This is a genomic window from Streptomyces sp. NPDC043738 (genome assembly GCF_056436545.1).
Window position 1 is genome coordinate 51912 of record NZ_JBWKCJ010000004.1, and the last position, 12276, is coordinate 64187.

Here is a 12276-nt window from a genome sequence, read left to right on the forward strand (position 1 = left end):
CCCGACGGGCTACCGCTCGACCACGGCCAGCGGATCGTCCAGCACCGGCTGCCAGGCCAGCTCCGCCGCGCCCACCAGGCTGTTGTGGTCGAGGCTGCACGGCAGGATCGGGATCCCGCCGCTGCGCCCCCACAGGCTGCGGTCGGCGACCACCGCGCGCAGCCGCTCCGGGTCGGCCTCCAGCAGGGCGCGGTGCAGCCCGCCCAGGATGACGCGGTCGGGGTTGAGGATGTTGACGAGCCCGGCGATACCGAGCCCGAGGCGGTCGATGAGGAGGTCGGCCGCGGCCCGTACGCCCGGATCGGTGTACGCGTCCCTGAGCAGCTCGGCGGCCTGCTGGAGCAGCGAGACCTCCGGTCCCGGTTCGCGGCCGGCCGCGACGAGGAAGGCGAGCGGATCCGCCTCGACGTCCAGGCAGCCGCGGCTGCCGCAGTGGCAGGGCGCTCCCTCGGGGTTGACGGTCAGATGGCCGACCTCCAGCGCCAGGCCCGAACTCCCGCTGTGCAGCCGGCCGTCGAGCACCAGCGCGCCGCCGACGCCCCGGTGCCCGGAGGCCACACAGAGCAGATCGCGGGCGCCCCGGCCCGCGCCGTGGCGGTGTTCGGCGAGTGCCATGAGGTTGACGTCGTTGCCGGTGAAACCGATCGTCTCGGTCACGCCCGGGATGCCGGCCTCGGTGAGCGAGCGCAGGAAGAGTGCGCGTACGGGGGCGCCGGAAGGCCAGGCGAGGTGCAGCGGGTTGAGCGCCTCACCGTCCGGTTCCGCGACCGCCGAGGGCACCGCGAGGCCGGCTCCCAGGCAGCGCCGGCCGGTCTCGCGCAGCAGGTCCGCGCCGGCCGCGACGACGTCGGCGAGGACGTGGGCCGGATCGGCGGGGATGGTGCCGCAGCCGGCCGAGGTCGCCACGATGCGGCCCCCCAGGCCGACCAGCGCGACCCGGAACCCGTCGGCGTGGATCTGCGCGGCGAGTACGACGGGGCCGTTCTCGTTCACGAAGAGCCGGTGGGAGGGGCGCCCTTGGGAGCCGGCCGAGGCGGTGGGCCGGGAGTCGACGGTGATCAGGCCGAGGGCTTCGAGTTCGGCGGCCACCGCGCCCGCGGTCGCGCGGGTCACGCCGAGTTCGGAGGTCAGGACGGCGCGCGTGGGCGCGCGTCCGGTGTGTACGAGCTCCAGTGCGGGTCCGAGGGCGCCACGGCCCCGCTCCAACCTGGTTGTCCGAGTCTGGGTCACACCCCTATTCTGACTTTGTGCCGACGCTAAACAAAATACGGAGGGTCCTTACCCGGGACCAGAGCTCCCCAGCGACCGATCGACACCCCCGATCCCACCGCCCCCGCCGACACCTCCTCCCCTTCGTCCACCTCCCCGACCTCCCCGACCTGACCCGCCTGCGCATCGCCCTCACCGCGTTCTTCGCCATGGACGGCTTCCTCTTCGCCGGATGGGTCGTCCGCATCCCGGCCATCAAGGCGCAGACCGGAGCCGGCGCGGGCGCACTCGGGCTCGCGCTGCTCGGCGTGTCGGCCGGCGCGGTCGCCTTCATGCTGATCACCGGACGGCTGTGCCGGCGCTTCGGCAGCCACGCCGTGACGACCGCCTCCGCGGCCGCCCTCGCGCTGAGCATCGTGCTTCCGCCGCTCACCCACTCGGCGACCGCGCTGGGGCTGGTCCTGCTGGTCTTCGGCGCCGCGTACGGCTCCCTCAACGTCGCGATGAACAGCGCCGCCGTCGACCTCATCGCCGCCCTGCGGCGCCCGGTGATGCCGAGCTTCCACGCCGCCTTCAGCCTCGGCGGCATGCTGGGCGCCGGGCTCGGCGGGCTGCTCGCGGGCCACCTCTCCCCCCTCGTCCATCTGTCGCTGCTCGCCGCGATCGGCCTGCTGGCGACGGCCGTCGCGGGGCGTTCGCTGCACCGGCACCCCGCCCCCGTCGTGCCCGAGCGGATGCCGGCGGCAGCGGAGGGCCGCGCCGGGCCCACCCGCGCGGACCGGGGGCGCCGTCCGGGCCGCCTGGTCCTCGTCTTCGGTCTGATCGCCCTGTGCACCGCGTACGGCGAGGGGGCGATGGCCGACTGGGGCGCGCTGCACCTCTCGCAGGATCTGGCCGCCGGGCCGGGTGTGGCCGCCGCCGGATACGCGGTGTTCGCACTGGCCATGACCGTCGGACGGCTGTCCGGGACCGCGATGGTGCAGCGCTTCGGTGCGGCCCGGTCGCTGATCGCGGGCGGGACGACGGCGACCGCGGGCATGCTGCTCGGCGCGCTCGCCCCCACCGCCTGGTCGGCGTGCCTCGGCTTCGCCGTCGCGGGACTCGGGCTCGCCAACATCTTCCCGATCGCCATCGCCCGGGCCGGTGAGGCCGGCGGGGCGGACGGCGTCGCCGTGGCGTCCACGGTCGGCTACGGCGGGATGCTGCTCGGCCCGCCCGCCATCGGGTTCCTCGCCGAGGCGTTCACCCTGCCCGTCGCGCTGACGACGCTCGCCCTGCTCGCCGCGGTCGCGGCCGGGATCGCGTATGCGACCCGCGGTGCGCACCGCGCCGGTCGCCACTGAGGCCCGTGCGCCTGAGCGGGAAGGGCCCCGCCCCGCGGGGGTCGGCTGTCAGTGGCGGCTGGCACACTCGTGGGCATGGAGATCACTGAGTTCGTCGAAACGCTCCGGCTGGACGGGGGCCTGCTCGCCGACGCCGCCGAGGAGGCGGGTCCGGAGGCCTCGATCCCGGCGTGTCCCGACTGGCGGATGCGGGATCTGGTCCGCCACGTCGGGCGGGTCCACCGCTGGGCGACGGGAATCGTGACGCAGGGGGCGCAGCAGCCCAGCCGTCCCGCCGAGGCGCCGGACCTGTCCGACGACGAACTGGTGGGCTGGCTGCGCGAGGGCCACCACCACCTCGTCCTCGCCCTGCACAACGCCCCGCAGGACCTGGCGGCCTGGTCGATGTGGCCGGCCGCGTCGCCGCTCGCGTTCTGGGCGCGCCGCCAGGCGCACGAAACCTCGGTGCACCGCGTCGACGCCCAGCAGGCGATCGGCGCCGCCCTCACCCCCCTCCCCGCCGCCTTCGCCGCCGACGGCATCGACGAACTCCTGACGGGCATTCACTCCCTCGACCGCAGCCGGCTCCGTACGGACCTTCCGCGGACGCTGCGGGTGCGCGCGAGCGACGCCCCCGGCGCCGACTGGACCGTCCACCTCTCCGAGGCACCCCCGCGCGTGGTGCGCACCCCGGCCGACGCCGGCGCGGCCGGCCCGGAGCCCGCGAAGCCCGTCGACTGCACCGTCGAGGGCCCGGCCGAGGAGCTGTACCTGACCCTGTGGAACCGCCTCCTCTGGGACGCCCTGACGATCACCGGCGACAAGGCCCTGGTCGAGCTCTGGCGGGAGCACGGGGGGATCTGAGGCGGGGGCGCTCTTCACCATCCAGGTGGTGCGGCCGCCGCGGCGCCGGTTGGGGCGGCCGGATGCCCGCCCCGGCGTCGGGGACCTCGTACGGGGTCAGCCCAGCCAGCCCGGTCGGACCAACCCCGACTCGTAGGCCAGGACGACGAGTTGGGCGCGGTCGCGGGCGCCCAGTTTGATCATGGCGCGGCTGACGTGCGTCTTCGCGGTGAGCGGGCTGACGACCAGGCGGCGGGCGATCTCCTCGTTGGTCAGGCCGATGCCGACCAGGGCCATCACCTCGCGCTCCCGGTCGGTGAGTCCGGACAGGGCGCCCGCCGCGGCGGGCTCCTTGGAGCGGGCCGCGAACTCGGCGATCAGACGGCGGGTGACGCCGGGCGAGAGCAGCGCGTCGCCGGCGACGACCGCCCGCACGGCCCGTACGAGCTCCTCCGGCTCGGTGTCCTTGACCAGGAAGCCGGAGGCCCCGGAGCGGATCGCCTCGAAGACGTACTCGTCCAGCTCGAAGGTGGTCAGCATGACGACCTTCACATCGGGCAGTTGCGGGTCCTCGGTGATCCGGCGGGTGGCGACCAGGCCGTCCAGCACCGGCATCCGGATGTCCATCAGGGCGACGTCCGGGCGGTGCGCGCGCACCGCTTCCACCGCCTGCTGCCCGTCCCCGGCCTCGGCGACCACCTCGATGTCCGGCTGCGCGTCCAGCAGCACCTTGAAACCGGCCCGGACCAGCAGTTGGTCGTCGGCGAGCAGTACCCGGATCACGACTCCTCCTCGGTGGCGGCGGTCCGGTTCACCGTATCCGTGTCCGGTTCCCGGCCCTTGCCGGCCGGCTTCCCCTCCAGCGGGATGCGGGCGAGGACGCGGAAGCCGCCGTCCGGCCGCGGGCCCGCCTCGACGGTGCCGCCCAGCGCCGCGGCCCGCTCCCGCATCCCGACCAGGCCGTTGCCGCCGCCGGTCTCGTGCGGGCCGGCGGTGGCCGGGCCGTCGTCGTCGACCCGGATCTCCAGTGTTCCGGGAGCGTGGTGGAGCAGCACCCGCGCGGTGCGGGAGCCGGAGTGGCGCACGGTGTTGGTGAGGGCTTCCTGGACGATGCGGAAGGCTGCGAGGTCGGTGCCCGGCGTCAGGACGGCGGGGGTGCCCTCGGTGGTGAGGTGCACGGTCAGGCCGGCGCTCTGGGCCTGTGCGGTGAGTTCGGGCAGCCGGTCCAGGCCCGGGGCGGGGGCACGCGGAGCGTCGCCCGGGGTGCGCAGGGCGTCGAGGACCTGGCGGACCTCGCCGAGCGCCTCCTTGCTCGCGGCCTTGATGGTGGTCAGCGCCGTGCGCGCCTGCTCCGGGTCGCTGTCCAGCAGCGCCAGCCCCACGCCCGCCTGGACGTTGATGACGGAGATGCTGTGCGCGAGGACGTCGTGCAGCTCACGGGCGATCCGCAGCCGCTCCTCGTCGGCCCGGCGGCGTTCCGCCGCGGCCCGCTCGGCGCGCGCCCCGGCGATCCGCTCGCGGCGCACCCGCACGAGCTCGGAGAGCGCCACCACCGCCACCGCCCAGGCGGTCACGAACAGCTCCTGGCCCCAGGGGGCGGGCCCGTCGTGCGGGGGCGGCAGCACGCGGTAGAGCCAGTGCGCGACCAGGAGGTGGGTGGCCCACACCCCGCCCAGCGCGCACCAGGCGACCTTGCGGTGTCCGGCGACGATCGCCGCGAAGGCGCCGAGGGCGAGGGGGAGGAAGACCGGTCCGTAGGGATAGCCGGCCGCGAGGTAGACGGCGCTGGTCGCGGCGGTGCCGAGCGCGACGGTGCGCGGGTAGCGGTGCCGGAGGAGCAGCTGGGCCGCGCCGACGGCCAGGAGGGCGCGGCCGAAGGGGTCCAGCGCGACGCGGTCCGGCTGGCCGCGCCCGGCGAAGCCCGAGCCGACCATGACGACGACCGTCACCGCGAGCGTCGAGAGCCAGGGCAGCCGGGCGGCCCACCGGCCGCGCGGGGTGTCGGACGGGACCGACAGCCACCGCTCCCACACCGGGCCGAGGCAGCGCCGCGCCCACGGCGGCCGTGTGTTGTCCATGCCGTCACGCTAGACCGCGGCCGGACGCGGTGGCGTCCGCCGGGCGCGGTGATCCGGCGTACTCCCGCGGGAGTACGGGGGTACGGGAGCAGGGGACGGCAGCGCGCTCCGCCGGCCCCGGTCACCGCACCGCCCGGCCCCTCACCGCCGGTCCAGGGACTCCAGCGCCCGTCGCGCCACCGAGTGGGTGCGCACGATCTCGGCGAGCGTGGTCGTGCCACGGGTGATCTTCGCGAAGGCGTGCCAGGCCGGCCGGAAGCTCGTGACCGCGGCGTGCACCAGCCCGGGGCGGCGGGAGAAGACCGTGAGCAGCCGCCGGCCCACGCCCATCTCCACCCCGAGGCCCGCCTTGATCGCGAAGGCGTAGTTGAGGGCCTGGCGGCGGGCGTCGACCGCGTCATGCGCCTCGGAGACGCGCACCGCCCACTCCCCCGCGAGCCGGCCGGACCGCAGCGCGAAGGAGATGCCCTCCCGCGTCCACGGCTCCAGCAGCCCGGCCGCGTCGCCGCACACCAGCACCCGGCCGCGGGACAGCGGCGAGTCATCGGCGCGGCAGCGCGTCAGATGCCCGGACGAGATGCTCGGTTCGAAGCCGGCCAGGCCCAGCCGGCCGATGAAGTCGTCCAGATAGCGCTTGGTCGCCGCGCCCTCGCCGCGGGCGGAGATGACACCGACGGTGAGGGTGTCGCCCTTGGGGAAGACCCAGCCGTAGCTGCCGGGGATCGGGCCCCAGTCGATGAGCACCCGGCCCGCCCAGTCCTCGGCGACCGGCTCGGGCACCGGGATCTCCGCCTCCAGCCCCAGGTCGACCTGGTCGAGCTTGACCCCGACATGGGCCCCTATCCGGCCCGCGCTGCCGTCCGCGCCGACCACCGCCCGCGCCAGCACCACCTCGCCGTCGCCCAGCACCACCGCGACGGTGCGCCGGTCCGGCACCTCGGCTCCGTGCTGCTCGACCCGCGAGACCGTGACGCCGGTACGGACCGTGGCGCCCGCGTCCTTGGCCGACTCCACCAGCCGGGCGTCGAACTCGGGGCGGTTGATCAGGCCGAACAGCATGTTCTTGGAGCGGCGGGTACGGGTGAGCCGCCCGTTCAGCGAGAACGTCACCGCATGCACCCGGTCGCGCAGCGGCAGTTCGAAGCCGGGCGGGAGGGAGTCCCGCGAGGGGCCGATGATGCCGCCGCCACAGGTCTTGTAGCGGGGCAGTGCTGCCTTCTCCAGGAGCAGCACCCGGCGTCCCGTACAGGCCGCGGCATGCGCGGCCGAGGCGCCCGCCGGCCCCGCGCCCACCACCACGACGTCCCACACCTGCTGGTTGTCCTCCGCTGCCCGCTCGCTGCTCACCTGTGCTTCTGCTCCCGTTCGATGCCTGGCTGCGCGTACCGCCCGCATCCTACGGGCCGCTCTCGCGCGAAGGCCCTGTGGGAAGATCGGTGGCACCCATGCCCGTACATCCGGCCCGTCCGGCTCACGAGGCCCGGACGGCCCGTACCGACAACGCCGCGCCCACAAGGAGCGTTCCATGTCTGACAGCCCGCTCGCGCAGACCGTCGCCGCACTGCAGCCCCGCGCCAGGACCGAGCTCGCCGAGCTGGTGGCCTTCAAGTCGGTCGCCGACCCGGACCAGTTCCCCCCGAGCGAGTGCGAGGCGGCCGCCGACTGGGTCGCCGGCGCGCTGCGGGCGGACGGGTTCCAGGACGTGGCGCTGCTGGACACCCCGGACGGCACCCGTTCCGTGTACGGCTTCCTGCCCGGCCCGGCCGGCGCCCCGACGGTGCTGCTGTACGCGCACTACGACGTGCAGCCGCCGCTGGACGAGGCCGCCTGGCTCTCCCCGCCGTTCGAGCTGACCGAGCGCGACGGCCGCTGGTACGGGCGCGGCGCGGCGGACTGCAAGGGCGGCCTGGTCATGCACCTGACGGCGCTGCGCGCGCTGAAGGAGCACGGCGGCGTCCCGGTCAACGTCAAGGTGATCGTGGAGGGTTCGGAGGAGCAGGGCACCGGCGGCCTGGAGCGGTACGCCGAGGCGCACCCGGAGCTGCTGGCCGCCGACGCCATCGTCATCGGTGACGCCGGCAACTTCCGGGTCGGCCTGCCGACGGTGACCGCGACGCTGCGCGGGATGACGCTCGTACGCGTCCAGGTCGACACCCTGGAGGGCAATCTGCACTCCGGCCAGTTCGGCGGCGCGGCCCCCGACGCGCTGGCGGCGCTGATCCGGATCCTGGACTCGCTGCGCGCGGAGGACGGCTCGACGACGGTGCAGGGGCTGGCCTCGGACGCCGCCTGGGAGGGGCTGCAGTATCCGGAGGAGGACTTCCGCAAGGACGCCAAGGTGCTGGACGGCGTCGAGCTGATCGGGAGCGGCACGGTCGCGGACCGGATCTGGGCCCGGCCGGCCGCCACGGTGCTGGGCATCGACTGCCCGCCGGTCGTCGGCGCCACCCCGTCGGTACAGGCGGGCGCCCGGGCGCTGGTGAGTCTGCGGGTGCCGCCGGGCACGGACGCCGCGGAGGCGACGAAGCTGCTGGCCGCGCATCTGGAGGGCGCCGCGCCGTGGGGCGCGCGGGTCGCGGTCGAGCAGATCGGGCAGGGGCAGCCGTTCCGCGCGGACACCGACAGCCCGGCGTATGCGTCGATGGCGGCGGCGCTGCGGGAGGCCTACGACGGCGAGGAGATGCAGACGTCCGGTATGGGCGGCTCGATCCCGCTGTGCAACACCCTGGCCGGGCTCTACCCGGACGCGGAGATCCTGCTGATCGGCCTGAGCGAGCCCGAGGCGCAGATCCACGCGGTCAACGAGAGCGTCTCGCCCGAGGAGCTGGAGCGGCTCTCGCTGGCGGAGGCGCTGTTCCTGCAGCGGTACGCGGACAGCCGGGCCTGACGTCCCGTTCGGCGGACGCCCGGGCGCCGGCTCCTGAGGGGTGCGGGAAGCGGAGCGGGCGCCGCGGGCGGACTTCCTCCGGTCGCGGCGCCCCTCCCCGGCCGGGGCGTCAGCCGACGGGGACGCCGGCCTCCAGGTGGAGCGGACAGCCCCGTTCCCGGGCGCGCAGTGCCCAGCGCAGGCGGTTCCAGCGCACCGGGGGCAGCAGTTGCTCGGCCTCGGCCTCGGTGACGAAGCGCCAGTCACGCAGTTCGGCGCCGGGCAGCAGCAGCTTGCCGATCCGCTCCTCGGTCAGGGTGCCGCCGTCGTAGAGCAGGCGCAGGCCGCCGAAGCCGGGCGGTTTGGGGGCCTCCCAGTCCAGCACCAGCAGTCGGGGCGGGTGCGGCAGTTCGATGCCCAGTTCCTCGGCGACCTCGCGCACACCGGCGTGGGCCGGCGCCTCGCCGCGCTCGACGACGCCGCCGGGGAACTCCCAGCCGGCCTTGTAGGTGGGGTCGACCAGCAGCACCCGGTCCTGGTCGTCGAAGAGCAGGACGCCGGCCGCGAGCGTCTCGGCGGTCGGTTCGGGTGTCTGCACGATGTCGCAGGCGCCGGCGCCGGCGCGGACGGCCTCGGCGACCCGCTCGGCGGTCTGCCGGGGCGTCAGCCGGGTGGTGTCGACGACATGCGCGTCATCCGTGAGCCATGGCAGCGCCTCGGCGTACGGCGCCAGGTGCGCCAGGCTCCAGCGGCGGATCGAGGCGTTGGCCCCGTCGTCGCCCGGTGACTCCTCGCGGTGCGCTATCCGCGCCCGCAGGATCGTTTCCTCCGCATGCAGCAGAACATGCCGCACGGGTATCCGGCGGGCGGCGAGGGAGCCGAAGATCTCGTCGCGGTACTCCTGGCGCAGCAGCGTCATCGGCGTCACCAGCGGACCGGGCACCTCGGTGAGCAGCGCGGCGGCGGTGTCCGCGACCATCCGCCGCCAGGCCGGCAGGTCCTGGTAGTCGTCGACCTCCTCGAACCGCTTGGCCGGCAGCATCAACCGCAGCCCGTTGCCGAGGAGTTCGGGGTCGTAGAGCGTGCTTCCGGGAAGCAGGTCGAGCAGTTCATGAGCCGCAGTGGTCTTGCCCGCACCGAACGTGCCGTTCAGCCAGACGATCACGGTTTCCCCTCTTCCCTAGACCCAGGTGAGTTGCCCGCAACACCCTGCCACGGAAACGCTCGGGACCACGGGCCGCACAGGCGGCCGGGAACGTTGCGCATGCGACCACCTGCCCGGCCAGGGAGACTTCGCGTACCCATGGACGCGCCGGTGGAGGCATACGTCGTGAGGAGGATGCCGGTCTCGTATCCCCCGCCGCGACGCCCCGGCAAACAAGCGCTCCCCAGCCCCTCCTGTACCGAAACCCTCACCCGCACAGCGGGGTGCCCGCACCCCGTCGGCATACGGGAGGCCGCATATGACGGCGGCGCACCGCACGGTCGCAGCGTCCGGCGGGACATCCGACGTCCTGCCTGTTCCCCGTGGACAGTTGAGCCACTGAACGCCGACCGGGACGCGCTCCCGTCTTCGACGGATGGAACCAAACAGAAACGAACGCGAACGCGGGGACGCCACTCCGAACAGCCGAGCCCGTCAACGGTTTTGGCAGGCCGAGAAGGAACCGACCGCACCCCTCTTCCAACAGACTCCAACAAGCCCTACCGTAATCACTCGCCAGTGACAGGTACACGCTTCCACCACATCTCTCGCGAAGACGGAGGACGCGACCCATGCGCGTTCATATCCGCACCATCCACCGGCGAGGACAGCGAAGAATCGTCGGAGCACTGTCCGCCGCGCTGCTCTGCGCGACAGGGGTGACCGCCCTGCCCGCCGCGGCCCGTACACCCGCCGGCCCGGGTCCCGCCGGCGCCTCCCGCGCCGCCCCCGCGCCCCGGCTTCCCGACGGGCTGGCCACCACGCCCCCGATGGGCTTCAACAACTGGAACTCCACGCACTGCCGCGCGGAGTTCAACGAGGACATGGTCAAGGGCATCGCCGACCTCTTCCTGGCCAAGGGCCTCAAGGACGCCGGTTATCAGTACGTCAATCTCGACGACTGCTGGGCGCTGCCCGAGCGCGACGCGGACGGCAGGCTCGTACCGGATCCGCAGCGCTTTCCGCACGGCATCAAGGCGGTTGCCGACTACGTCCACGCCAAGGGCCTGAAGTTCGGCATCTACACCAGCGCCGGTACCAAGACCTGCAACGAGGCCGGATTCCCCGGCGGCCTGGGGCATGAGACGTCCGACGCGCAGCAGTTCGCCGACTGGGGCGTGGACTACCTCAAGTACGACAACTGCAATAACCAGGGCGTGGACGCCAGGCAGCGGTACCGCACGATGCGGGACGCACTGAAGGCCACCGGCCGGCCCATCGTCTACAGCATCTGCGAATGGGGCGAGAACAAGCCCTGGGAGTGGGCGTCGGACGTAGGACATCTGTGGCGCACCACCGGAGACATCAGTGACTCCTGGTCGAGCATGCTGGACATCGCCAAGCGGAATCTGCCGCTGGCGCCGTCCGCCGGCCCCGGGCACTGGAACGACCCGGACATGCTGGAGGTCGGCAACGGCGGGATGACGGACACCGAGTACCGCAGCCACTTCTCCCTGTGGTCGATGATGTCCGCGCCGCTGCTGATCGGCTCCGATCTGCGCAAGGTGCCCCCGGAGACCTTCGAGATCCTGGCGAACAAGGACATCATCGGGCTCGACCAGGACGCGCTGGGCAAGCAGGCCACCGTGCTGAAGTCCGAGTCCGGCCGCTGGACGCTGGTCAAGGAACTGGCGGGCGGCGAGCGCGCGGTGGCGCTGTTCAACGAGACCGACCAGCCGCAGCGGATCACCACCACCGCCCGGGACGCCGGCCTCCCCCAGGCCGCCGGCTACCGCCTGCGCGACCTGTGGCAGCACCGCGACACCCACACCACGGGCACCGTCTCCGCGACCGTGCCGGCCCACGGCACCACCGTCTACCGGATCGCGGCCGACGAGCACTGGGCCGACCACCCGCCGGCCGTCGAGACCGGCACCGACCGCACACCGCTGGTCGAGGCCGGCGCCGCGGCCGGCCTGAGCTCCACCGTCCGCAACCTCGGCGGCACCCCCGCCAGGAACCTCACCGTGACCCTCGAGGCCCCGCGAGGGTGGCGGATCGAACCGACCTCGCCCGCGACCGCCCGCGCGCTGCCCGGCGGCAGGACGCTCACCACCAGCTGGCGGATCACCGCGCCGGCCGGCGCCGCACCGGGCGCCTACCCGCTGCCGCTCACCGCCGGCTACCGCTCACCGGGCGGCAAGCGGGTCACCACCACCCTGCCCGGCACCGCCCATGTCGTGGTGCCGCCGCCGTCCGGCACCTCGTACGCCGCCGAACTCCCCTGGCTGAGCGCCGCCAACGGCTGGGGCCCGGTCGAGCGGAACACCAGCGTCGGGGAGCGCGACGCCGGGGACGGCCGGCCGATCAGCATCGGCGGCGCCCGCTTCGCCAAGGGCCTCGGCGTGCACGCGGCCTCCGAGGTCGGCTTCTACACCGGCGGGCGGTGCTCCGCCTTCAGCGCCCAGGTCGGCATCGACGACGAATCCGGCGACCACGGATCGGTCGGCTTCGAGGTGTGGGCCGACGGCCGGCGGGTCGCCGCGAGCGGCACCGTGACCGGCGCGGACGCCGCGCACACCCTCAGCGCCCGGCTCGCCGGAGCCGAGTCGGTCCGGCTCGTCGTGACCGACGGCGGGGACGGGATCGACTACGACCACGCCGACTGGGGCGACGCCAAGTTCAGCTGCTGACGGGCGAGCCGGGGGGGGGGGGGGGGGGGGGGGGGGGGGGGGGGGGGGGGGGGGGGGGGGGGGGGGGGGTAGGGGGGGGGGGGGGGGGGGGGGGGGGGGGGGGGGGGGGGTGGGGGGGTGT

9 protein-coding genes are annotated in these 12276 nt (G+C 74.3%); 4 read left to right on the forward strand and 5 right to left on the reverse strand.

The window, feature by feature from the left end; genetic code table 11:
* Positions 1–9 precede the first annotated feature (9 nt).
* Complete coding sequence (locus AC0680_RS07675; RefSeq protein ID WP_478625819.1) at positions 10–1230, reverse strand: ROK family protein; 1221 nt, start codon at positions 1228–1230, stop codon at positions 10–12.
* Between the two features lie 17 nt (positions 1231–1247).
* Between AC0680_RS07675 and AC0680_RS07680 the strand changes: the two genes are divergently transcribed.
* Both AC0680_RS07680 and AC0680_RS07685 read left to right on the forward strand, forming a co-directional pair.
* The gene (locus tag AC0680_RS07680; protein WP_478625821.1) at positions 1248–2552 is read left to right on the forward strand and encodes an MFS transporter; all 1305 of its coding nucleotides are present in this window, start codon (positions 1248–1250) and stop codon (positions 2550–2552) included.
* Positions 2553–2627: 75 nt separating this feature from the next.
* Positions 2628–3395 (forward strand): maleylpyruvate isomerase family mycothiol-dependent enzyme, encoded by a 768-nt coding sequence (locus tag AC0680_RS07685; RefSeq protein WP_478625822.1) that lies wholly within the window; start codon positions 2628–2630, stop codon positions 3393–3395.
* Positions 3396–3491: 96 nt separating this feature from the next.
* Here the strand turns inward: AC0680_RS07685 and AC0680_RS07690 are convergent, their stop codons facing one another.
* The 3 genes from AC0680_RS07690 to AC0680_RS07700 form a co-directional block, all read right to left on the reverse strand.
* A complete protein-coding gene (locus AC0680_RS07690) occupies positions 3492–4157 on the reverse strand; it encodes a response regulator transcription factor (protein WP_478625824.1) in 666 nt (221 codons plus the stop codon).
* A complete protein-coding gene (locus AC0680_RS07695) occupies positions 4154–5452 on the reverse strand; it encodes a sensor histidine kinase (protein ID WP_478625825.1) in 1299 nt (432 codons plus the stop codon). Before AC0680_RS07695 ends, AC0680_RS07690 begins: the two co-directional genes overlap by 4 nt.
* A 141-nt stretch (positions 5453–5593) precedes the next feature.
* A complete protein-coding gene (locus tag AC0680_RS07700) occupies positions 5594–6799 on the reverse strand; it encodes a geranylgeranyl reductase family protein (protein WP_478625826.1) in 1206 nt (401 codons plus the stop codon).
* A 178-nt stretch (positions 6800–6977) separates the two neighbouring features.
* Between AC0680_RS07700 and AC0680_RS07705 the strand changes: the two genes are divergently transcribed.
* Positions 6978–8339 carry a M20/M25/M40 family metallo-hydrolase gene (locus tag AC0680_RS07705; protein ID WP_478625828.1) on the forward strand — a complete coding sequence of 454 codons (1362 nt, stop codon included), beginning with the start codon at positions 6978–6980 and terminating at the stop codon, positions 8337–8339.
* Positions 8340–8448: 109 nt separating this feature from the next.
* Here the strand turns inward: AC0680_RS07705 and AC0680_RS07710 are convergent, their stop codons facing one another.
* Complete coding sequence (locus tag AC0680_RS07710) at positions 8449–9483, reverse strand: NUDIX hydrolase (RefSeq protein ID WP_478625829.1); 1035 nt, start codon at positions 9481–9483, stop codon at positions 8449–8451.
* 611 nt (positions 9484–10094) lie between these two features.
* Here AC0680_RS07710 and AC0680_RS07715 point away from each other — a divergent pair.
* Positions 10095–12155, forward strand: a complete 2061-nt coding sequence (locus AC0680_RS07715) for an NPCBM/NEW2 domain-containing protein (protein WP_478625830.1) — start codon at positions 10095–10097, stop codon at positions 12153–12155.
* The last annotated feature ends 121 nt before the right edge of the window (positions 12156–12276 follow it).